This is a genomic window from Arenimonas composti TR7-09 = DSM 18010 (genome assembly GCF_000426365.1).
In the GTDB taxonomy this organism is placed as follows: Bacteria; Pseudomonadota; Gammaproteobacteria; order Xanthomonadales; family Xanthomonadaceae; genus Arenimonas; species Arenimonas composti.
Map to the genome: position 1 here is coordinate 91,714 of NZ_AUFF01000003.1, position 21,582 is coordinate 113,295.

At 69.6% G+C, this 21,582-nt stretch carries 23 protein-coding genes; 9 read left to right on the forward strand and 14 right to left on the reverse strand.

Translation table 11 applies throughout. The features are described 5' to 3' along the window. The first annotated feature begins 21 nt into the window (after positions 1-21). Positions 22-1,071: a sensor histidine kinase gene (locus K311_RS15925; RefSeq protein ID WP_043797087.1), complete on the forward strand. Its 1,050-nt coding sequence runs from the start codon at positions 22-24 to the stop codon at positions 1,069-1,071. On the opposite strand, the gene ppnN is transcribed toward K311_RS15925, so the two are convergent. The 5 genes from ppnN to grxD form a co-directional block, all read right to left on the reverse strand. Continuing rightward, positions 1,050-2,435 carry a nucleotide 5'-monophosphate nucleosidase PpnN gene (ppnN, locus tag K311_RS0107265; RefSeq protein WP_026816751.1) on the reverse strand — a complete coding sequence of 462 codons (1,386 nt, stop codon included), beginning with the start codon at positions 2,433-2,435 and terminating at the stop codon, positions 1,050-1,052. The two genes, K311_RS15925 and ppnN, sit on opposite strands and share 22 nt — an antisense overlap. Before the next feature lie 142 nt (positions 2,436-2,577). Continuing rightward, positions 2,578-5,832, reverse strand: coding sequence for a TonB-dependent receptor (locus K311_RS0107270; protein ID WP_026816752.1), 3,255 nt, complete (start codon positions 5,830-5,832; stop codon positions 2,578-2,580). 186 nt (positions 5,833-6,018) lie between these two features. Next, positions 6,019-6,618 (reverse strand): YhgN family NAAT transporter, encoded by a 600-nt coding sequence (locus K311_RS0107275; RefSeq protein WP_026816753.1) that lies wholly within the window; start codon positions 6,616-6,618, stop codon positions 6,019-6,021. Continuing rightward, positions 6,618-7,376 carry an SDR family NAD(P)-dependent oxidoreductase gene (locus K311_RS0107280; protein WP_026816754.1) on the reverse strand — a complete coding sequence of 253 codons (759 nt, stop codon included), beginning with the start codon at positions 7,374-7,376 and terminating at the stop codon, positions 6,618-6,620. Before K311_RS0107280 ends, K311_RS0107275 begins: the two co-directional genes overlap by 1 nt. Then, positions 7,373-7,696, reverse strand: a complete 324-nt coding sequence (gene grxD, locus K311_RS0107285; protein WP_026816755.1) for a Grx4 family monothiol glutaredoxin — start codon at positions 7,694-7,696, stop codon at positions 7,373-7,375. Before grxD ends, K311_RS0107280 begins: the two co-directional genes overlap by 4 nt. A gap of 108 nt (positions 7,697-7,804) precedes the next feature. On the opposite strand from grxD, the gene K311_RS0107290 reads away from it, so the two are divergent. Together K311_RS0107290 and K311_RS0107295 are read left to right on the forward strand one after the other, a co-directional pair. Then, positions 7,805-8,383 (forward strand): superoxide dismutase, encoded by a 579-nt coding sequence (locus K311_RS0107290; RefSeq protein WP_026816756.1) that lies wholly within the window; start codon positions 7,805-7,807, stop codon positions 8,381-8,383. A gap of 13 nt (positions 8,384-8,396) precedes the next feature. After that, positions 8,397-9,452: an ABC transporter ATP-binding protein gene (locus tag K311_RS0107295; RefSeq protein WP_026816757.1), complete on the forward strand. Its 1,056-nt coding sequence runs from the start codon at positions 8,397-8,399 to the stop codon at positions 9,450-9,452. 84 nt (positions 9,453-9,536) lie between these two features. Here K311_RS0107295 and K311_RS0107300 read toward each other — a convergent pair whose 3' ends face one another. Continuing rightward, a complete protein-coding gene (locus tag K311_RS0107300) occupies positions 9,537-10,682 on the reverse strand; it encodes a 5-(carboxyamino)imidazole ribonucleotide synthase (RefSeq protein ID WP_026816758.1) in 1,146 nt (381 codons plus the stop codon). Continuing rightward, positions 10,679-11,185, reverse strand: coding sequence for a 5-(carboxyamino)imidazole ribonucleotide mutase (gene purE, locus K311_RS0107305; RefSeq protein ID WP_026816759.1), 507 nt, complete (start codon positions 11,183-11,185; stop codon positions 10,679-10,681). The genes K311_RS0107300 and purE overlap by 4 nt, the downstream gene beginning before the upstream one ends. A gap of 59 nt (positions 11,186-11,244) precedes the next feature. On the opposite strand from purE, the gene K311_RS0107310 reads away from it, so the two are divergent. Together K311_RS0107310 and nadC are read left to right on the forward strand one after the other, a co-directional pair. Further along, the gene (locus K311_RS0107310) at positions 11,245-11,511 is read left to right on the forward strand and encodes a Trm112 family protein (RefSeq protein WP_026816760.1); all 267 of its coding nucleotides are present in this window, start codon (positions 11,245-11,247) and stop codon (positions 11,509-11,511) included. After that, positions 11,511-12,377 carry a carboxylating nicotinate-nucleotide diphosphorylase gene (gene nadC, locus K311_RS0107315; protein WP_026816761.1) on the forward strand — a complete coding sequence of 289 codons (867 nt, stop codon included), beginning with the start codon at positions 11,511-11,513 and terminating at the stop codon, positions 12,375-12,377. The genes K311_RS0107310 and nadC overlap by 1 nt, the downstream gene beginning before the upstream one ends. A 13-nt stretch (positions 12,378-12,390) precedes the next feature. Here the strand turns inward: nadC and K311_RS0107320 are convergent, their stop codons facing one another. After that, on the reverse strand, positions 12,391-13,206 hold the full coding sequence (locus K311_RS0107320) for an FHA domain-containing protein (RefSeq protein ID WP_026816762.1): 816 nt from the start codon (positions 13,204-13,206) through the stop codon (positions 12,391-12,393). 122 nt (positions 13,207-13,328) lie between these two features. On the opposite strand from K311_RS0107320, the gene K311_RS0107325 reads away from it, so the two are divergent. Further along, positions 13,329-13,646 carry a DUF3301 domain-containing protein gene (locus K311_RS0107325; RefSeq protein ID WP_026816763.1) on the forward strand — a complete coding sequence of 106 codons (318 nt, stop codon included), beginning with the start codon at positions 13,329-13,331 and terminating at the stop codon, positions 13,644-13,646. On the opposite strand, the gene K311_RS0107330 is transcribed toward K311_RS0107325, so the two are convergent. The 6 genes from K311_RS0107330 to K311_RS0107355 all read right to left on the reverse strand — a co-directional run bounded on the left by K311_RS0107330 (position 13,639) and on the right by K311_RS0107355 (position 18,490). After that, complete coding sequence (locus K311_RS0107330; RefSeq protein WP_026816764.1) at positions 13,639-14,067, reverse strand: ClpXP protease specificity-enhancing factor; 429 nt, start codon at positions 14,065-14,067, stop codon at positions 13,639-13,641. The genes K311_RS0107325 and K311_RS0107330 overlap by 8 nt on opposite strands. Then, entirely contained in the window at positions 14,064-14,699 is a 636-nt protein-coding gene (locus K311_RS0107335; protein WP_026816765.1) for a glutathione S-transferase N-terminal domain-containing protein, read from the reverse strand. Before K311_RS0107335 ends, K311_RS0107330 begins: the two co-directional genes overlap by 4 nt. Positions 14,700-14,848: 149 nt before the next feature. Continuing rightward, the gene (locus K311_RS0107340; RefSeq protein WP_026816766.1) at positions 14,849-15,580 is read right to left on the reverse strand and encodes a cytochrome c1; all 732 of its coding nucleotides are present in this window, start codon (positions 15,578-15,580) and stop codon (positions 14,849-14,851) included. Further along, positions 15,573-16,847, reverse strand: coding sequence for a cytochrome b (locus K311_RS0107345; RefSeq protein WP_043797089.1), 1,275 nt, complete (start codon positions 16,845-16,847; stop codon positions 15,573-15,575). The genes K311_RS0107340 and K311_RS0107345 overlap by 8 nt, the downstream gene beginning before the upstream one ends. Next, positions 16,844-17,449: a ubiquinol-cytochrome c reductase iron-sulfur subunit gene (gene petA, locus K311_RS0107350; protein ID WP_026816768.1), complete on the reverse strand. Its 606-nt coding sequence runs from the start codon at positions 17,447-17,449 to the stop codon at positions 16,844-16,846. The genes K311_RS0107345 and petA overlap by 4 nt, the downstream gene beginning before the upstream one ends. 132 nt (positions 17,450-17,581) lie before the next feature. Continuing rightward, the gene (locus K311_RS0107355) at positions 17,582-18,490 is read right to left on the reverse strand and encodes a lytic transglycosylase domain-containing protein (protein WP_026816769.1); all 909 of its coding nucleotides are present in this window, start codon (positions 18,488-18,490) and stop codon (positions 17,582-17,584) included. A gap of 118 nt (positions 18,491-18,608) precedes the next feature. Here K311_RS0107355 and miaB point away from each other — a divergent pair, with 118 nt between their 5' ends. Genes miaB through ybeY form a run of 3 tightly spaced genes read left to right on the forward strand, consistent with a single transcriptional unit; the run spans position 18,609 to position 21,451 of the window. Next, on the forward strand, positions 18,609-19,985 hold the full coding sequence (miaB, locus tag K311_RS0107360) for a tRNA (N6-isopentenyl adenosine(37)-C2)-methylthiotransferase MiaB (protein ID WP_026816770.1): 1,377 nt from the start codon (positions 18,609-18,611) through the stop codon (positions 19,983-19,985). Between the two features lie 27 nt (positions 19,986-20,012). Then, on the forward strand, positions 20,013-20,993 hold the full coding sequence (locus K311_RS0107365; protein WP_026816771.1) for a PhoH family protein: 981 nt from the start codon (positions 20,013-20,015) through the stop codon (positions 20,991-20,993). Next, a complete protein-coding gene (gene ybeY / locus K311_RS0107370) occupies positions 20,990-21,451 on the forward strand; it encodes an rRNA maturation RNase YbeY (protein WP_026816772.1) in 462 nt (153 codons plus the stop codon). The genes K311_RS0107365 and ybeY overlap by 4 nt, the downstream gene beginning before the upstream one ends. Positions 21,452-21,582 lie beyond the last annotated feature (131 nt).

Sequence of the window (21,582 nt, forward strand, 5' to 3'; positions counted from 1 at the left end):
GCGTCCCCGCACCGGTCCGCCATGTCCACACCGAACCCGCCGAGTCCGCTGGAGACGCTGTGGCAGCCCAAGGGCCTGGTCGCGGTACTGCTGTCCTGCGAGGGCCTGGCGCTGCTGCTGACCGCCGGCGGCGCCAGCGCCGACTTCGCGGTGCATTTCGGGCTCGTCTCGATGATGGTCGTCTGGGTCGCGCTGCTGACCCTGGGTGTGCTCTACGTCTTCCGGCATCGCCTGGCCGGACTGCCGGAACGGCGCCTGGCCTGGCTGTCGCTGGGCCTGCTGCTGTTGTGCAGCTGGCTGACCGGGGCGCTGGCGTGGTGGCTGTTCGTGCCGGCCCGCCCCGAGGGTGCCGTCGGCGCCTACTTCGTGCGCCTGACCCTGATCACGCTGACCGTGGGGCTGATCGGCGTCGCCGCGCTCGAACGCGCCTGGCGCATGCGCCTGCTCGCGCTGCGCGCCAAGGACGCCGAGCTGCAGGCCTTGCATGCGCGGATCCAGCCGCATTTCCTGTTCAACACGCTCAACACCGGCGCGGCGCTGGTGCATGCGCGGCCGGAAGCGGCCGAACGGGTGCTGCTGGACCTGGCCGAACTGTTCCGCGCCGCGCTCGCCGGGCCGGAGGTGATCCCGCTGGCCCACGAGCTGGCGCTGGTCGAGCGCTACCTCGAGATCGAGCGCTGGCGCTTCGGTGACCGGCTGCAGGTCGATCTCCGGGTCCCCGATGCCCTGCCCCCGCTCGGCGTGCCGGCGCTGTCGATCCAGCCGCTGGTCGAGAACGCCGTCCGCCACGGCGTCGAACCGCGCAGCGAACCTTCGACGGTCGAAATCCGCCTCGAAACCGGCGCCGACGGCGTGCAGGTCACCGTCGCCAATCCGCTGCCGCCGCCGGGGAGCCTGTCGCGTCAGGGGCACCGCGTCGGACTGGAGTCGGTGCGCACCCGGATCGGGGCGATGACCGAAGGCGCCGGCAGGATCGACGCGACGGAAACGGAGGGCCGCTTCGTCGTGACGGTCTTCCTGCCGACGCCGGCGGCCGCCGCCGCGCGGCCTCAGGCCCCGAGCACGCGATAACAGGGCTTGTAGGTTCCCTCGATCTTCATCCGCCGCTGCTGCACGAAGTCGGCGAGCAGCGCGTCGAGCGCCCGCATGATCTCGGGGTCGCCGTCGATGTCGAACGGGCCGTGCTGCTCGATCTCGCGCATGCCCTCGACCTTGACGTTGCCGGCGACGATGCCCGAGAACGCCCGGCGCAGGTCGGCCGCGAGCAGGTGCACCGGCTGGTCGCGGTGCAGGTTCAGGCCGCGCATCGCCGCATGGGTCGGCACGAACGGGTGCTGGAACTCCAGCGGCAGGTGCAGCGACCAGTTGAAGAAGAAGGCGTCCTGCTCCTTCAGCCGGAACTCCCTGACCTTCCTGATGCCGGCCTTCATCTCGCGCGCGACCTCGGCCGGATCGTCGATGATGATGCGGTAGCGCGAGGTCGCGGCCTCGCCCAGGGTCAGGCGCAGGAACTGGTCGATGCGCTCGAAATAGGCCGCCGACTGCGCCGGTCCGGTCAGGACGAACGGGAACGGCAGCTCGCGGTTCTCCGGGTGCATCAGCACGCCGAGCAGGAAGAGGATCTCCTCGGCGGTGCCGACGCCGCCCGGAAAGACGATGATGCCGTGGCCGAGGCGGACGAAGGCTTCGAGGCGCTTCTCGATGTCCGGCATGATCACCAGCTGGTTGACGATCGGGTTCGGCGACTCGGCGGCGATGATTCCCGGCTCGGTGATGCCGATGTAGCGCGGCTTCCACTGCCGCTGCTTGGCGTGCGCGATGGTCGCGCCCTTCATCGGTCCCTTCATCGCGCCCGGGCCGCAGCCGGTGCAGATGTCCATGCCGCGCAGGCCGAGCTGGTAGCCGACCTTCTTCGTGTACAGGTACTCGTCGCGGTTGATCGAGTGGCCGCCCCAGCAGACCACCAGGTTCGGGTCCTGGAAGGACTTCATCACCCGCGCATTACGCAGGATCTCGAACACCGCGCTGGTCAGGCCGGAGCCGGTGCCCAGGTCGAAGCGGCCGCTGCCGTGCACCTCGTTGGCGTTGTAGGCGATGTCGCGGACGACCGCGAACAGGTTCTCGGCGATGCCGCGGATGATCTCACCCTCGACGAAGGCCGTCGCCGGCGCCGCGGTCAGTTCGATCTTGATGCCACGGTCCTGCTGCTGCACCTCGATGTCGAAATCGGGATAGCGCAGCGCCGCCGCGCGCGGATCGTCGGAGTCGGCGTCGGTGGTCAGCACCGCGAGCGCACAGCGCCGCAGCAGTTCGCGCAGGCCGCCGCTGGAGGCGGTCTGCAGGCGCGCGACTTCCTCGCGCGACAGGATGTCGAGGCCGCCGCGCGGCGAGATGCGCGCGTTGCAGGTCGGCGGCAGGGTGGTGGTTTCCGTCATGTTGCTTCTTCTTCGCTTCGCTCTTCGTTCTGGACCGGGGAATGTACCACCGCCGGCTGGACCGTCAGTCCCTCCCGGATCCGCAAAAGGAAACGGCCGGCGGTTTCCCGCCGGCCGTCGCCGTCACACCTGCTGCCGCCGCTTAGAACGAGTAGCGGAAGCCCACCTGCACCGACCAGCGCGAGATGCCGCGGTCGTCGTAGATGCGGCTGCTGTCCGGCGTGTTGAAGCGGTACACGTACTTGCCGGTGACCGGATCGATGCCGCCGAACTCGGCGACGCCGAAGCTGCCCGGGAAGGCGACTTCGTCGATCTTGCCCCAGTCCTTGTCGATCAGGTTGCCGACATTGAGGATGTCGAGCCAGATCTCGGACTTGTGGCCCTGGAAGAAGCCCGGCAGTTCCTGCGAGATGCGGACGTCGAACTGGTTCACCCACTGGCCACGGTCGGCGTTGCGGCCGGCGACCTGGCCCAGGTGCGAACGCAGGTACTCGTTGCCGTTGACGTACGCCCAGAACGCCGCTTCCTCGGCCGGGTTGGCGAACAGCACGTCGCCCGGGCCCGCGGGGATGTAGAACAGGTCGTTGCCGAAGCGGCCGTCACCGTTCGCGTCGTTGTCGAAGACGTAGCTGAACGGCTTGCCCGAACGGCCTTCGTAGAACACCGACACCTTGGTCGCGTAGTCGCCGAAGAAGTTGTGCTTCCAGCTCAGCGCGGCGCTGAAGCGGTCACGGATCTCGTAGGACGAGGTGGCCGCGACTTCTTCGTTCGGGTGGAACGTGTTGCTGTTGCCCCACTGCGAGTTCGAGGTCGAGCTGGTCAGCGGGCTGACTTCCTCGGCATCGGTGTAGGTGTAGGCCAGCATCCAGGTCCAGTCGCTGTCCGGGCTGAACGGCTTCTGCAGCGACAGGGTGATCTGCTCGGAACCGCCCTGGTCGGTCGGACGGGCGATGATCGCGTCGGTGAAGCCCGGGTTGCTGCCGAAGCGCGAGACCACGGAACCGTTCACGCAACCGAAGCCCATCGCGGTGCCCGCGACGCCGCAGTTGGCGTTCGAACCGAACTGGTTCCAGCGGCCCGGGCTGCGGCCAGCCTCGTTCCAGTAGATCAGGCGGCCGTCCTGGCCGACCGTCTGCACGGTGCCGAGGTTGAGCTGCTGGTAGAAGATCGCTTCCTTGACGCGGGTCACGACCATCTCGGCGCCGAGCACCAGACCGCCCCACGGCAGCTCGTGATCGAACGCGAGGTTGGCCTTCCACACGGCCGGCTGGCCCAGGTCCGGATCGACGAAGTCGATGGCCTGCAGACCGGCGGCGGCGCCACCCGGGACCAGCACCAGCTGGCCGTTCGGGTCGGCGACGAAGCAGCGGCCGTCCGGCGTGTTGCAAGGCAGGTTCAGGCCCGAGCTGAAGCGGAAGTCGCTGTAGCCGAAACCGGTGTTGGTGAACGGGTTGGACAGCCACACATTCGCGGCCGAGCCCTGGAACAGGCCGACGCCACCGCGAATCTGCATCGCGCGGTCGCTGTCGAAGGTGTAGTTGAAGCCGACGCGCGGCTGGAACAGCGCATTGCCGTCGATCGTCGAGCTGTTGTCGAAGCCGAACGCGGCCTCGGCGGCGGCGTTGTAGCGCGGGCTGTCCTTGACGTTCGGGACGTCGTAGCGCAGGCCGTAGGTCAGCGTCAGGTTGTAGTTGACGTTCCAGGTGTCCTGGATGAAGACGCCCAGGTTCTGGATGCCCCAGATCGCCGCCATGTTGTCCAGATCGCCACCCGCCGGGTGGAAGTACTGGAAGAAGCTCGGGCGGCCGGCGGCGAAGTCGGCGATGCTGTTGAAGGTGTAGACGCCGTTGGTGCGGCGGCCGAACAGGTTGTAGATGTCGTTGTCTTCGAAGTCGAAGCCGAACTTCACCGTGTGGCCGTCGAGGAACAGGTTGCCGACGAACGACGCGTTCCAGGTCTCGGTCTCGAGGACGTTGACGTGGGTGTTCTCCTCGGTACCGAAGTTGAGGAAGTTGTTGTTGATGCGGATCGCGACTTCCGGGGTGTTCACGGTCGGGGTGCGGACCGCGCTGTAGTCACGGAACGAGACCTTCGCCTCGGTCGAGAAGCGGTCGCTCCAGTCGCTGAACAGCTGCACCGTGTAGGTGTCGAAGCCGAAGTCACGCTGGAACGCGTGCGTGTCCAGCGAGATGTTGGTGCTGTTGAAGTCCGGGAAGTTGGCGACGCTCTGGTCGGAGGTGCCGAAGCGGAAGCTGGCGCGGTGCGCGTCGCTGATGTTCCAGTCCAGCTTGAAGCCGTATTCCTCACCGGTGGTGTCGGCGGCCATGTCGCCGCCGTACTGGCCGATGTCGAGGCCGTAGCCCGCGGCGATCGCGCGGACCTGGTCGATCTCGGCGTTGGTGATGTTGACGATGTTCGAGGCGCCCGAACCGACCGGGCCGAACGACGGGCCCGGAGCGCCCATCTTGTAGTCTTCGTAGTTGAAGAAGAAGAACAGGCGGTCCTTGATCAGCGGGCCACCGAAGGTCACGCCCCAGGTGGTCTCGTCCTCGAAGCCGCTGAAGTCGGAACCGTCCTCGTTGTCGCGGACCATCGTGTTGTCGCGCCACAGGCCGTAGACGCTGCCGTGGAACTCGTTGGTGCCCGACTTGGTCACGGCGTTGATCACGCCGCCGGTGCCGCCGGTGATGGTGACGTCGTAGTTGGCGACGTCGATCGACACCTGGTCGATCACGTCCATCGAGAACGGCTGGCGCGGGGTCGGCAGGCTGTTCGACTCGAGGCCGAACGAGTCGTTGGTGCTGATGCCGTCGATGCGGATGACGTTGTAGCGCGGGTTCTGGCCGCCGACGGAGATCTCGTTGCGCGACTTGTCGGTCTGCACGACGCGCGGGTCGAGACGGGCGTAGTCCTGCAGGTTGCGCTCGATCGACGGGAACGCGTCGATCTGGTCACGGTTGACGTTGGTGCCCGCGCCCATCTTCTCGGCGCTGAACACTTCCGAGCCGTAGGCGACGCCGGTTACTTCGACCACGTCCAGCGTGGTGGTGTCCTGGCCGAGGATCGCGTCGACCGCGGTCACTTCACCCAGCTGCAGGTAGACGCCCTCGCGGACTTCCGTCTCGCCGTCCTTGACGATGGTGATCGTGTACGGACCACCGACGCGCAGGCCGCGCGCCTGGTAGCGACCGTCGGCGCCGGTGACGGCGTTGCTGACGGTGCCCGACGGGGTGTGCACGATGGTGACCTGGGCGCCGGCGACCGGCGTCTGGTCGGCCATCTCGATGCGGCCGCTCATGGAGGCCGACGTCTGCTGCGCGAAGGCCGGAGCGGCCGCCAGCGCGATCGCGAGGCCGAGGGAAAGCTGCGAAAGCCGTACCCGGTTGCGTTTGGTCATGGTCTTGAAACCCTGGTTGGTTGGCGTGAAAGAAAGAGCGGCTTCCAGCCGCGGTGCCGAAGGCACGGCTTGATCCTTGAGCGGAGCCGGGGGCGGGGAAGCGAGGCGGCCCGGCACTAACAAGAGTTTAACACGCTAACCGCGGCCCGTGACAGGCGGATGAAACCCGGAAACCGGGAAACCGGTTCAATTTCCGGTGACGGCGCCGAGCCAGGCGGCGACGCCGTCCATGAACATCTGCACCGACAGGGCCACCAGCAGCATGCCCATCAGGCGCTCGACCGCGGTCAGGACGCGGGTGCCCAGCACCTTGTAGAGGGAGGTCGCCGACAGCAGCAGCGCCGCGGTCGCCCCCCAGGCCAGCAGCAGGGCCAGGCTCCAGTCGAGCATCCGGCCCGGGTCCTGGGCGGCCAGCAGCATCACCGCCGCCATCCCGGACGGGCCGGCGACCATCGGGATCGCCAGCGGGACGATGAAGGGCTCGCCGTCCGGCAGGTCGCCGAACATGCCCTCGGGACTCGGGAAGATCATCTTCAGGCCGATCAGGAACAGCACGATGCCGCCGGCGATCGACACCGACTCCTGGCGCAGGTGCATCGCCTCGAGCACGTAGATGCCGCCCCACAGGAAGACGAACAGCACCACCAGGGCGATCACCAGTTCGCGGGCGACGACGATGCGCCGGCGCTTCTCCGGCAGCGGCTTCAGCAGGCCGAGGAAGATCGGGATGTTGCCCAGCGGATCCAGGATCAGGAACAGCAGCAGGGCCGCCGACAGCGTGGTCATCACGGCGATTCCGGGGCCCACACCCGGCCGCGGCGGTCGGCGCCGGCCGCCGACAGCAGGTGCACGCAGGCCGGCGCCCAGGCCTCCGGGCCGGGCACGCGCAGGCGGGCTTCATCGGCGTAGGCGCGGGCACGCAGGTCGGTGCGCATCGGCCCCGGCTGCAGGCCGCTGATGCGCACCGGGCCGGTATCGGTCTCGGCGTGGAGCTGGGCCACGAGGGCCGCCAGCGCCTGCTTGGCGAGGCCGTAAGGCCCCCAGTAGGCGCCGCCGACCCGGGCCGGGTCGTCGGTCACGAACACCACCGCGCTGTCGCCCGACCGGCGCAGCCACGGCAGGCAGGCCTGGGTGAGCAGCCACGGCGCGGTCAGGTTGACGTGCAGGCTGCGCACGAAGACGTCCGGCGGGGTCGCCTCCAGCGGCGCCAGGCCGGGGAAGTCGGCGGCGCAGTGCAGCACGCCGTGCAGGCCACCGAGTTCGCCGGCGACCTTCGCCGCCAGCGTTTCGTAGTCGGCCGGGTCGGCGCCGGCGAGATCGAGCGGATACAGCGCGGGCTCGGGCCCGGTCGCCTTGATCGCGTCGTAGACGCGTCCGAGCTTGGGCACGCGGCGGCCGAGCAGCACGACGGTGGCGCCGGCGGCGGCACAGGCCTTCGCGGCAGCGGCACCGAGGCCGCCATGGGCGCCGGTGACCAGGATCACGCGTCCGGCGAGGGCGTCGGCGGCCGGCGCCGGCAGCGGCGTCGGGCCGGCGGCATTCATGCCGGCTTCTGCGCCTCGCCGACGATGCGCGCCAGTTCGCCGCTCTCGTGCAGCTCGACGGTGATGTCGCAGCCGCCGATCAGTTCGCCGTTGACGAACAGCTGCGGGAAGGTCGGCCAGTCGGAATAACGCGGCAGGTTGGCGCGGATCTCCGGATCCTCGAGCACGTTCACGGTGTGGAAACCGCCCGCGCCGGCCGCCTTCAGCGCCTGCACCGCGCGGCTGGAGAAGCCGCACATCGGGAACTGCGGCGTGCCCTTCATGAAGAGGACGACGGGGTGTCCTTCGACCACCGCCTTGATGCGATCCATGACGCTCATCGGGTACTCCGTTGCAGGCGCGGCGACGGAACGGCCGCGCACAAGGGCTAGAATTATAGGGCCAACGCGCCGGGCGCCGGCGTGCAGCCCATCGAGACGGAGATTCCCATGGCCTTCGAACTTCCCCCCCTGCCCTACGACCGCGCCGCCCTCGAGCCGCACATCTCGGCCGAGACCCTGGACTACCATCACGGCAAGCACCACCAGGCCTACGTCACCAACCTCAACAAGCTGATCGAAGGCACCGAGTTCGCCGACGCCGACCTCGAGACGATCGTGCGCAAGTCGCAGGGCGCGATCTTCAACAACGCCGCCCAGGTCTGGAACCACACCTTCTACTGGAACTGCCTGTCGCCGAACGGCGGCGGTGAGCCGACCGGCGCGCTGGCGGAAGCCATCACCAGGGCCTTCGGTTCCTTCGCGGCGTTCAAGGAGCAGTTCACCGCCACCGCGATCGGCACCTTCGGTTCCGGCTGGGCGTGGCTGGTGCAGCGTCCGGACGGCTCGCTGGCCCTGGTCAGCACCCCGAACGCGGCGACCCCGCTGACCGGCGCCGACACCCCGCTGCTGACCTGCGACGTCTGGGAACACGCCTACTACGTCGACTACCGCAATGCGCGGCCGAAGTACGTCGAGGCCTTCTGGAACCTGGTGAACTGGGACTTCGTCGCCAGCCGCCTGGCCTGAGCCCGGACCGGCGATGACGGCCACCGCCCCGCTGCTCGACGTCGCGCAGCTGCACTGCGCCTACGCCGGGCACGCGGCGGTGGTCGATGCCTCGCTGCAGCTGCAGCCCGGTGAACTGGGCTGCCTGCTCGGCCCCAGCGGCTGCGGCAAGACCACGCTGCTGCGCGCGGTCGCCGGCCTGCACGTGCCGGCGGCCGGGCGCATCCGACTTCGCGGCCGCGACGCCACGACGCTGGCGCCGGAACAGCGCGGCCTCGGCTTCGTATTCCAGGATCTCGCGCTGTTTCCGCACCTGAGCGTCGCCGGTAACGTGCTCTTCGGCCTGCACCGGCTGCCCCGCGGCGAACGCCGGAGCCGCTGCGACGAAGCGCTGGCGATGCTCGGCCTGGAAGCGCTGGCGAAGCGCTATCCGCATGAATTGTCCGGCGGCCAGCAGCAGCGCGTCGCGCTCGCGCGCTCGCTGGCGCCACGCCCGGACCTGCTGCTGCTCGACGAACCCTTTTCCAGCCTCGATGCCGATCTGCGCGTGCGCCTGCGCGAGGAGCTGCGCGCGCTGCTGAAGACCCTGGGCATCGCCGCCCTGCTGGTCACCCACGACCAGGAAGAGGCCTTCGGCTTCGCCGATACCGTCGGCGTGATGCGCGCCGGCCGCCTGCTGCAGTGGGCGCCGGGTTTCGAGCTCTACCACCGCCCCGCCGACCCCTTCGTGGCGTCCTTCGTCGGCGAGGGCCGGCTGCTGCCGGCGACCGTGCTCGCCGGCGACCGCGTGCGCACCGCGCTGGGGGAGCTGCAGTCGGCGCTGCCGCTGGCCTTCCCGCCCGGCACCGACGTGCGCGTGCTGCTGCGCCCAGACGATCTGGTCGCGGGTGATGGCGACAGCGGCATCGAAGCCACCGTCGATGCGGTCGCCTTCCGCGGCGCCGAAAGCCTGCACACGCTGCGCCTGGACGACGGCACCGTGCTCGCGGCGCTGTTCCCGAGTCACCGGCAAAAGGCGCCTGGCGAACGGGTAAGGGTGCGGACGGACCTGGCGCATGTGGTGGTGTTCGCCAGCGACGCCGGCACGTAGTTCGTAGTTCGTACGCGGTACGAGGTAGTCGCAGCCGGCGAGGTCGCCATCGGCCACTACCTCGTACCGCGTACGAACTACGAACTAGACTTCCGTGAGTCGCTGGATCACCGGCGCCACCTGTGCCTCGCGTCCCAGCGCGCGACCGACGCGCTCGAGCATCGTCGCCAGCGACGCATCGTCGTCGGCGCGCAGGGTGGCGTGGCCGACCTTGCGGCCTTCGCGCGCGGACTTGCCGTAGTCGTGCCAGTAGCCGCCGGCTTCGGTGAGCACCGGCGCCGCATCGGGCAGTTCGCCGATCCAGTTGAGCATGCAGCTGCGGCCGATCGCGGCGGTGTCGCCGAGCGGCAGGCCGAGCACCGCACGCAGGTGGTTATGGAACTGCGAGGTCACGGCGCCCTCGATCGTCCAGTGGCCGGAGTTGTGCACGCGCGGCGCCATCTCGTTGGCGACCAGCACGCCGTCGCACAGGAACAGCTCGAGGGCGAACACGCCGACGTAGTCCAGCGCCTCGGCGATGCGGCGCGCATGCGCGAGCGCCGTTTCCTGCAGCGCTGCGCCGACGACCGCCGGGGCCAGGCTGGCGGCGAGGATGCCGTGGTCGTGCCAGTTCTCGGTGAGCGGCCAGGCACGCAGCTCGCCGTCGCGCCCCCGCACGGCGACCACCGACACTTCGCGCTGGAACGGCACGAAGGCCTCGAGGATCAGTCCGACGCTGGCCGCCTGTGCGCCGAGCGCGTCCCAGGCCGCGCCGGCATCGGCGGGCGACTTCAGGCGGAACTGGCCTTTGCCATCGTAACCGAGGCGGCGCGTCTTCAGGATGCTCGGTGTACCGACCGCGGCGATCGCCGCGTCGAGGCCGGCGCGGTCGGCGACCGCGGCGAAGTCCGGCACCGGGATGCCGAGGTCGCGGAACAGTGTCTTCTCGGCGAGCCGGTCCTGCGCCACCGCCAGCGCGCGCGGATCCGGGAACACCGGGACCTTCGCCGCCAGCCACTGCGCGCTGTCGGCGGGCACGTTCTCGAAATCGAACGTGGCGACGTCGACGCGCCCGGCGAATTCGGCCAGGCCCCCGGCATCGCGGTAATCGGCGCGCAGCAGCGGCGCGCACTGCGCCGCGCAGGGGTCTTCGGCGGCGTCGAGCACGAGGAAGCGCAGGCCCAGCGGCGCGCCGGCGAGCGCCATCATGCGCGCCAGCTGGCCGCCGCCGAGGATGCCGACGGTGGTCACGGCTGCCGCGGGTCGGGCTGCGCGAGCACGTCGGCGGTCTGCTTCGCGCGGAAGTCCGCCAGCGCCGCCGCGATGTTCGCGTGTCCGGCCGCCAGCAGCGCCGCCGCGAACAGGCCGGCATTGGCGGCCCCGGCATTGCCGATCGCGAAGGTCGCCACCGGCACGCCGGCCGGCATCTGCACGATCGACAGCAGCGAATCGAGGCCGCTCAACGCCCGGCTCTGCACCGGCACGCCGAGCACCGGCACCGCGGTCATCGCAGCGATCATGCCCGGCAGGTGGGCGGCGCCGCCGGCACCGGCGATGATCGCGCGCAGTCCGCGCGCCTGCGCCGACTTTGCGTAGTCGACGAGCAGCTCCGGCGTGCGATGCGCGGAGACCACGCGGACTTCGTGCGGAACGCCGAGCTGTTCGAGCCGCTGCGTCGCGTGCTGCATCGTTTCCCAGTCGGAGCGGGAGCCCATGACGACCCCGACGAGCGGAGCCACGACGTTCTGGTTCATGGCGGGCGGCTTCGGCAAAAGGCTATTCTAGACGCGAATTCCTGCCGAATCAGCCGCCGATGGACCGCAAACTGCTCGACCTGCTGTGCTGCCCCGCGACCCGCCAGCCCCTCGCCCTGCTGACGGCCGACGAACTCGCGGCGGTCAATCGCGGCATCGCCGCCGGCGGCATCAGCCGCATCGACGGCACCGCCCAGCAGGGCGCCCTCGATGCCGGCCTGATCACCCGCGACCGCCGCACGATCTACCGCGTCGACGACGGCATCCCGGTGCTGCTCGTCGACGAGGGGCTCGCGGCGTCGCAGTGGCCGGACCTGGCGCGCTGATGGCGCCGACGCCGCCTTCCGTCGAACTCGTCGCCGCCGACGTCGCGCGTGCGCTCGCCGAGGACATCGGCCCCGGCGACGCCACCGCCCAGCTGCTGCCGGACGCGCCCGCCCGCGCCTTCGTGATCGCGAAGGAAGCCGGCGTGATCGCCGGACGGCCGTGGTTCGATGCCTGCTTCCGCGCGCTCGATCCGGACATCGCCATCGCGTGGCGTGTCGCCGAGGGCGAACGCGTCGAGGCCGGCACCGTGCTGGTGACCCTCGCCGGCGGTACCCGCGCCCTCGTCAGTGGCGAGCGTCCGGCGCTGAATTTCCTGCAGACGCTGTCCGGCACCGCCACCGTCACCGCCGAACACGTCGCCCTGGTCGCCGGCAGCCGCACACGCGTTCTCGACACCCGCAAGACCCTGCCCGGCCTGCGCCAGGCGCAGAAGTACGCGGTGCGCTGCGGCGGCGGCGACAACCACCGCATGGGCCTGTACGACGCGGTGATGCTGAAGGAGAACCACATCCACGCGGCCGGTTCGATCGCCGCGGCGGCGGCGCAGGCGCGCGCGCTGCATCCGGGGCTGCCGCTGATCATCGAGGTGGAGTCGCTCGCCGAGCTCGACGCGGCGCTGGCGACCGGCTGCGACCGCATCCTCGTCGACGATTTCAGCGACGCCGACCTGCACGAAGCCGTGCGCCGCGCCGGCGGTCGCATTCCGCTCGAGGTGTCCGGCGGCGTTACCCCGGACCGCCTGCGCTCGATCGCCGCGGCGGGCGTCGACTGCGTCTCGATCGGTGGCCTGACCAAGCACGTGCGCGCGCTCGACCTGTCGATGCGCCTCGGCGACCCACCCGCCCCCCCCGTAGGAGCGTCTTGAGGCGCGATCCCGCTTACCTCCCCAGCATCAGCCCCGCGAACACCGCCAGCGCCGCGAGCGCCAGCATGATCGGCACCCAGATGCTCAGCGTGTTGCCGCGGCGCGGCGCGCCGGCAGCCGCCGGGGCGGCTTCGGCCTTGGCGATGCGCGCGGTCTGCTGCGCCATCTCCATGCCCGGCGCGACGACGATGAAGCGCACGGTGTCGAGCTTGAGTTCGTCGCCCGGGCCGAGGAAGGCCTGCTGGACGCGCTTGCCGTTGACGTAGGTGCCGTTCGCCGAGCCGAGGTCTTCGACCGCGAGCCCGTCCGGCGTCGGCTTGACCAGCGCATGTCGGCGCGAGATCTCGTCGCCCTGCACCGAGATGTCGCACTCCGGGGCGCGCCCGATCGCGGTCGGTCCGGTCACCGGGAAGACCTTGCCGAACACCGCGCCGGAGACGCCGCGCAGCAGGAACTTCGGGATCGCGATGCGCACGCGGGTGGCGCCGCTGTCGTCGTCCGGATGCGGTGCGGCCACCGGCGCTTCGGAAGGCACGCTGCGCACCGCCTCGACGATCGTGTAGCGCGCCTGCACCGGGCCGATGCCGATCAGGTCGCCGGCGCGCAGGGCCATGATGTCCTCGATCGCGCGGCCGTTGACCGTCACGCGGCCGCCGCCTTCCGGCACCTGCAGGTTGGCGCCGGCGCCGGTCACGTGGATCTCGCAGTGGCGCACGGCGATTTCCGGCAGGTTGAGCACGACCGCGCCGTCGGGCGCCGAGCCGATGCGGTTCATGCCGTGGCTCAGCAACACCTGTGCGTGTTCGCCGTTCGGAAACACCAGCTTCATTTTCGCTCTCCTGCGACCGGCGACGCCCTTCCCGAACGTCGCCCGCCGTATCTTAGCCAGCCCCACGCGATCGTGGCAGTGGGCGACTTGCGGCCGACCGGGCGCGTCCCCACAGTCCCTCCATGCTCACCGAACTGTTGACGATGCTGGGCGCGACCGCACTGGTGGCGTTCTGGTTCGCCGGACGCGCCGCCGCGGAAGCCGCGGTGCAGCACGGGCGCGATGCCTGCGCGCGCGCCGGCGTGCAGTGGCTCGACCAGAGCGTGCACCTCGTGGCGATGCGCCTGCGCCGCGGCGCCGACGGCTGGCTCGCCGTCGAACGCCACTACGGTTTCGAGTTCTCGCTGGACGGCGACGACCGCCACGCCGGCCGCATCGTGATGCAGGGACGCCGGCTGCACGCCCTGCTCGGGCCGGCGCCGCGCGCCGAGGTCACTTGACGACGCGCAGGTGGCTGCGTTTCGGCGGGTCGCCGCCGCTGTCGGGACCGGGACCCGGACCGGTGTCATCGGGACCGTCGGACGGCTCGATGCCGTCGTCGGGCAGCATCATCCCCTGCCCCGTTTCCTGCGCGTAGATCGCCAGCACCGCCGGCATCGGCACGATCACCGCCTGGCTGACGCCACCGAAGCGCGCCATGAAGCGTACCTCGCGGTTGTCGATCAGCAGCTGCGCGACCGCGCGCGGGGCGATGTTGAGCACCACCCGGCCGTCCTTCACCGCCGACGCCGGCACCTGCACGCCGTCGCGTTCGGCGTCGACCAGCAGGTAGGGGGTCATGCCGTTGTCGTTGATCCACTCGTTGATCGCCCGCAGCAGATAGGGGCGGTTCGAGGACATCGCGGCGCCGGATTCGCTCACGGCGGCAGTTCCCGCAGCCCCTTCTCCTCCGGAGTGAGGCTGCGCAGGTAGGCCGGGTTGCGGAAGATGCGCATGCCGTAGTCCTCGATCACCTTGGCTTCCCTGGGCAGCTGCACGCCCAGCGCCGGCAGCCGCCAGATGATCGGCGCGATCGCGCAGTCGGCCAGGCTCATTTCCGGATTCAGGAAGAACTTGGAGGCACGGAACAGCGGCAGCGAGGTGATCAGCAGCTCCTTAAGGCGCTTGCGGCCGGCGTCGGCCTGGGCCTTGGTGCCGTGCTGGATCTGCTGCACCGGCGGCACCCAGTCGTGGTCCACGTGCACCATCGCCAGGCGCAGGCGGGCCCGCGACAGCGGATCGACCGGCATCAACGGCGGATGCGGGTAGCGCTCGTCGAGGTATTCGCAGACCACCGACGCGGCGTACAGCACGAGGTCGCGATCGACCAGGGTCGGCACCGAGTGGTAAGGGTTGAGGTCCACCAGGTCCTCGGGCGGACTGCCCGGGTCGACCGGCACCAGTTCGTAGCTCACGCCCTTCGCGGCGAGCACCAGGCGGACCCGGTGGCAGACCACGCAGTCACGGGCGGAAAACAGCGTCAGGGCGTTGCGGATACGCGGGCTGGCGGCCATTGCTTCCCCTCCACGGCGCCGCCAGCCCCTGCCGGCGGTCGTCGGAAGACTCAACCCTGCCCAAAGGCCGGATTTTCCGCAAGACGGCGGCGGACCCCGGAAACGACGGGGCCGCCCGAAGGCGGCCCCGTGCCGATATCCGGTGCGACTCAGTGCACGTCGCGCCAGTACTCGAGCTTCAGCAGGTAGGCCAGGAAGGTGAAGAAGGCCAGGAACAGCACCACCCAGACGCCGGTCGAGGTGCGCTTGATGCCCGCCGGCTCGGCGACGTATTCGAGGAAGGCGGAGATGTCGCGCGCCGCCTTGTCGAACTCGCGGCCGTCCAGGCGGCCCGGGCTGGCCAGCTCGAGGCGGGCGACGTGCTGCTCGCTGCCGTGGCCTTCGTAGACCGGGCGCTGGATGCCCTGCAGCTCCCAGAGCACGTTCGGCATCGACACGTTCGGGAACAGCTTGTTGTTCCAGCCGATCGGCCGCGATTCGTCGACGTAGAAGCTCTTGAGGTAGGTGTAGACCCAGTCGGCACCGCCGGCCTTGGCGCGGGCGATCAGGCTGAGGTCCGGTGCGGCCTTGCCGAACCAGGCTTCGCCCTGGGCGGCCGGGATGCCGGTGACGATGTTCTCGCCGATCTTGGCGTCGCCGCGGATCAGGTACTGCTCGACCAGGGCCGGGTCCAGGTCGAGGTCTTCGGCCAGGCGCGAGTAGCGGACCATCGCCAGGCTGTGGCAGCCCGAGCAGTAGTTCATGAACAGGCCGGCGCCGCTCTGCAGCGAGGCCTTGTCGCTGAGGTCGGTGCCCGACACCTGCAGGTCGCCGCCCGAGGAGGCGGAGCCGAGCGCCGGAACCAGGGCGAGCAGCAGGGCGAAGATACGGAGCTTAGTCATGCGCGGGCACCCGGTCCGGAACCGCCTTGAACTGGCCCATGCGCGACCAGAAAGGCATCGAGATGAAGAAGGCGAAGTAGTAGAAGGTCAGGATCTGCGCGACCAGCTTCTGGGTGTCCGAACCCGACTGCGCGCCGAGCCAGCCCAGCACCACGAAGCCCACCGCGAAGATCGCGATCAGCAGCTTGTGCAGCATCGGCCGATAGCGGATCGACTTGACCGGCGACTTGTCCAGCCACGGCAGCAGGAACAGGATCATCGTCGCGCCGCCCATCACGATCACGCCGAACAACTTGTCGGGGATCGCGCGCAACATCGCGTAGAACGGCGTGAAGTACCACACCGGCTTGATGTGCTCCGGCGTCACCATCGGGTTGGCGGCGATGAAGTTGTCCCACTCCAGGAACCAGCCGCCCATCGCCGGGGTGAAGAAGATGATGAACGCGGCGATGATCATGAAGAAGCCGGCGCCGAACAGGTCCTTCACCGTGTAGTACGGGTGGAAGGGGATGCCGTCCTTCGGAATGCCGGTCTCCTTGTCCTTGACCTTCTTGATGTCGACGCCTTCCGGGTTGTTCGAGCCGACTTCGTGCAGGGCGCCGAGGTGCAGCACGACCAGCAGCAGCAGCACCAGCGGCAGCGCGATCACGTGCAGCGCGAAGAAGCGGTTGAGCGTCGCGTCGGCCACCAGGTAGTCGCCGCGGATCCACTCGGTCAGGCCTTCGCCGATGCCGGGGATCGCGCCGAACAGGTTGATGATCACCTGCGCGCCCCAGTACGACATCTGGCCCCACGGCAGCACGTAGCCCATGAAGGCCTCGGCCATCAGCACCAGGAAGATCAGCATGCCGATCACCCACACCAGCTCGCGCGGCTTCTGGTACGAGCCGTAGATCAGGCCGCGGAACATGTGCAGGTAAACGACGACGAAGAACAGCGACGCGCCGGTGCTGTGCATGTACCGGATGATCGCGCCGCCGTCGACGTCGCGCATGATCGTGTTCTCGACGCTCCAGAACGCGTGCGGGATGCCGAACTCGTTGAGCGAGGCGTCCGGCTTGTAGTGCATCGTCAGGAAGATGCCGGTGACGATCTGGTTGACCAGCACGAGCAGCGCCAGTGAACCGAAGTAGTACCAGAGGTTGAAGTTCTTCGGAGCGTAGTACTCCGTCATGTGCTTGCGGTACGCCGGCATCATGCCGGGCGCACGCTCGTTGACCCAGCCGAGGCCGCCGTTGAGGGCGCGGATCAGGAACCCAGGCTTCATGCGCCCTCCTCGGGCGCGATGCCCACGATCAGATGGTTGTCGTCGACGAAGTGGTACGGCGGCACCTCGAGGTTGGACGGCGCCGGCACGCCCTCGAAGACGCGGCCGGCGAGGTCGAAGCGGGAGTTGTGGCACGGGCAGTAGAAGCCGCCCTGCCACTGGGCGTCGAAGGCCTGCGGCTGCAGCTCCGGCACGTAGCTCGGCGAGCAGCCGAGGTGGGTGCAGATGCCGACGATGACCGCGAGCTCCGGACGGATCGAGCGGTATTCCTTCTTCGCGAACGCCGGCGTCTGGTCGGCGTTTTCCGAATTCGGGTCGCGCAGCCGGTCGTTGAGCGACGGCAGCGCCGCCAGCTGTTCCGGCGTGCGGCGGAAGATCCAGACCGGCTTGCCGCGCCACTGCACGATCATGCGCATGCCCGGCTCGAAGTCGATCTTGCTGATGTCGACCTCGACCGGCGCGCCGGCCACCTGGGCGCGCGCACTCGGCTTCCAGGAACTGATGAACGGTACCGAGGCGCCCGCGACGCCGACCGCGCCGACGACGGCGGTGGTGGCGGTCAGGAAGCGACGGCGGCCCGAATTGACCCCTTCGTTAGCCATCCGGCTCTCCGAAAACTCTTGCTAAGTGGCTGGAAAAACGGCGTTTGCCGGGCCCGGGCCCTGCAAAGACGCGCATTGTAGCGGAGTGGGCGCGGCGCGGACAACGCGCGCCTCGCCCTTCCGGAAGAGGGATCAGCGGCTCGCGATGGCGCCGCGATAGCGCTCGGCGAGCACGCCGACGCGCTGGACGTAACGCTGGGTCTCGGCGTACGGCGGCACCCCGCCGTAGCGGTCGACCGCGCCTTCGCCGGCGTTGTAGCCGGCGGCGGCCAGGGTCAGGTCACCGTTGAAACGGTTGAGCAGCCAGGCCAGGTACTGCACGCCGCCGCGGATGTTCTGCTGGGCGTCGAACACGTCGGCGACCCCGAAACGGGTGGCGGTCGCCGGGATCAGCTGCATCAGGCCCTGGGCGCCGGCATGCGAGACCGCATTGGCGCGAAAGGCGGACTCGGCGTGGATCACCGCCCGCACCACCGCCTCGTCGACCCCGAACTCGGCGGCCGCCGCCCGCACTTCCTCGGCGTAGGCGTCCAGGTTCAGGGCGACGTTCGAGAAGTCCACCCCGGGCAGGGCGCCGCAGGCGTAGCAGGTCTCCAGGTAGCTGAAGAGCAGCTGGGCCCCGGCCCCGCCCGCCGGGCGGACATTCGTATAGTGGGTGACGCCGTCGCGCTCGTAGCGGTAGATGGCGCCCCGGGTCACCCGGCCGCCACCGGCCGCGGCCGGCAGCGCCTGGCCGGGACTGGCGGTACGGAATTCCACCCGCGAGGCCGGAACGGCCGCCGCGGCGGCGCCACTACCGCCGCCGCCACCGGCCGTGGCGGGAGGCGTCGGCCGCGGCGCCGGCGCGGCGCCACGTGGGCGGGCGTCGGCAGCGGAGTAGTTGGCGACGACCGTGCAGTGCGCGCCGGGGAGCTTCGCCCCGGTGTAGTTCGGCACCCCGTCGGCACCGACGCACTTGTAGAGCGTGCCGGCGGCCGCGGGCGTGCCCACGGACGCAGCCGCGAGCACCAGGCAGGCCAGAACCGGCTTCGTCATCCCCATGGGCGCGACTTGTACGCCCCTAGCCCCGTGAAAGACAAGGCCGGGTGAAGGATCGGTGGCCGCTGTCCGGGCCGGGGCCTAGAATGTCGGCCCCTTCCGGAACGGATTAAGCGCCGCGATGCCCGGGAACCCGCCCGCCCCCGCCCCTGCCCGGGGCAAGCTGTTCATCAAGACCCACGGCTGCCAGATGAACGAGTACGACTCGGCCCGCATGGCCGACGTGCTCGCCGCCGAACAAGGCCTGGAACTGACGCAGGACGAGACCGAGGCCGACGTCATCCTGGTCAACACCTGCTCGATCCGCGAGAAGGCGCAGGAGAAGGTGTTTTCCCAGCTCGGCCGCTGGAAGCAGCTGAAGAAGGACAGGCCGGTGCTGATCGGCGTCGGCGGCTGCGTCGCCAGCCAGGAGGGCGAGGCCATCCTGAAGCGAGCGCCCTTCGTCGATCTCGTGTTCGGTCCGCAGACCCTGCACCGCCTGCCCGACCTGATCGAGGCCCGGCGCGAGAGCGGCCGCCCGCAGGTCGACGTCAGCTTCCCGGAAATCGAGAAGTTCGACCGCATGCCGGAACCGCGTGCCGAGGGCCCGACCGCCTTCGTGTCGATCATCGAAGGCTGCAGCAAGTACTGCAGCTTCTGCGTGGTGCCCTACACCCGCGGCGAGGAAGTCTCGCGGCCGTTCGACGACGTGCTGCTGGAGGTCGCCCAGCTCGCCGCCCAGCGGGTCCGGGAGATCCACCTGCTCGGGCAGAACGTCAACGCCTACCGCGGCCGCATCGGCGACGGCCCGGAGATCGCCGACCTCGCCACGCTGATCCGCGCGATCGCCACGATCGAGGGCGTCGGCCGCATCCGCTACACGACCTCGCATCCGCTGGAGTTCTCCGACGCGCTGATCGAGGCGCACCGCGACGTGCCGCAGCTGGCGGCGTTCCTGCACCTGCCGGTGCAGTCGGGCAGCGACCGCATCCTCGCGGCGATGAAGCGCAACCACACCGCGCTCGAGTACAAGGCGCGCATCCGCAAGCTGCGCGCCGCGAAGCCCGACATCGTCATCAGCTCGGACTTCATCGTCGGTTTCCCCGGCGAAACCGAGCGCGACTTCGAGCAGACGATGAAGCTGATCGAGGAAGTCGGCTTCGACCAGAGCTTCTCCTTCGCCTACTCGCGCCGTCCCGGCACGCCGGCCGCGAACCTGCACGACGAAGTGCCGCACGAGGTCGCGTTCGCGCGCCTGCAGCGTCTGCAGGCGGCGATCAATGCCAATGCGCGGCGGATTTCCGAGGCGATGCTGGGCACGGTGCAGCGGGTGCTGGTCGAAGGCCCGAGCGCGCGCAACCCGGACGAGCTGACCGGCAAGACCGAGAACATGCGCAACGTGAACTTCCCCGGCAATCCCCGCCTGATCGGCCGGTTCGTCGACCTGCGCATCACCGAGGTGAGGACAAACTCACTGCGCGGCGAGGTGGTGACGGTCGACGAGGCCGTCGCCGCGTAATCCCGCAGACCGGGAATCGGAGCAACGATGACGAAGCACGCGGCGCACCGGGATTTCGTGCTCGAACCCGAGGACAACGAACGGCTGGCGAACCTCGCCGGCCCCTTCGACGAACATCTGCGGCAGATCGAACTGCGGCTCGGTGTCGAGATCGCCAATCGCGGACATGTGTTCCGCGTCACCGGCGATGGCAAAGCCGTCGACGCCACCGAGAAGCTGCTGCGCGCGCTCTACGAGGACGCCGCCGGCGAGACCCTGGACCCGCACCGCATCCACCTGCGCCTCGGCAGTGCGAGCCTGGAGCGCATCGCCGGCGACGACGACTTCGCGCCGCAGGAGGTGACGGTCCGGGTCAAGCGCGGCACCGTGCGTGGCCGCGGCGCCAACCAGGCGAAGTACCTGCACGCGATCTCGCAGAACGACATCAACTTCGGCGTCGGCCCGGCCGGTACCGGCAAGACCTTCCTCGCGGTGGCGATGGCGGTCGATGCGCTCAACGAGAGCCGGGTGCAGCGGCTGCTGCTGGTGCGTCCGGCGGTCGAGGCCGGGGAGAAGCTGGGCTTCCTGCCCGGCGACCTCAGCCAGAAGGTCGATCCCTACCTGCGGCCGCTGTACGACGCGCTGTACGAGATGCTCGGCGTCGAGAAGGTCGCCAAGCTGCTCGAGCGCAACGTCATCGAGATCGCGCCGCTGGCCTACATGCGCGGGCGCACGCTCAACGACGCGTTCGTGATCCTCGACGAGGCGCAGAACACCACCATCGAGCAGATGAAGATGTTCCTGACCCGGATCGGCTTCGGCTCGACCGCGGTGATCACCGGCGACCTCAGCCAGATCGACCTGCCGAAGCACCAGAAGTCCGGCCTGCGCGACGCCATCGACGTGCTGCGCGGGGTCGAGGGCATCAGCTTCACCTTCTTCGACGCCCGCGATGTCGTGCGCCACCCGCTGGTCGCGCGCATCGTCCGCGCCTACGATGCCCGCGACGGCAAGGAGTCCCAGGAATGAGCCGCTGGCCGCTGCAGCTGGACGTGTCGGTGAGCTACGGCTGCGGCCGCGCCGGGGTGCCGGCCTCCGCCAGCTTCCGCCGCTGGGTCGCCGCGGCGACGAAGGGCCGCATCAAGCGCGCCGACCTGGCGATCCGGGTCGTCGACGAGAAGGAAGGCCGCGCCCTCAACCGCCACTACCGCGGCAAGGACTATGCGACCAATGTGCTGAGCTTCCCGGCCGAACTGCCCGAAGGCGTGCAGCTGCCGCTGCTCGGCGACCTGGTGATCTGCGCCCCGGTCGTCGCCCGCGAAGCCGCCGAACAGGGCAAGCCCCTGCAGGCCCACTACGCCCACCTGACCGTGCACGGCGTCCTGCACCTGCTCGGCCTCGACCACGAGGACGAACGCGAGGCGGAGGCGATGGAGCAGATGGAGCGCGAGATCCTGGCCGAACTCGGCCTCCCCGATCCCTACTGACCCCGCAGCCCCCCCTGCCTCTGTAGGAGCGGCTTCAGCCGCGATGCCTTCCTCCCATTCGTTCCGGGTCCCTCCGGGATCGCGGCTGAAGCCGCTCCTACAGAGGCAGGGGGGCGGGTTTTGGGGGCGGG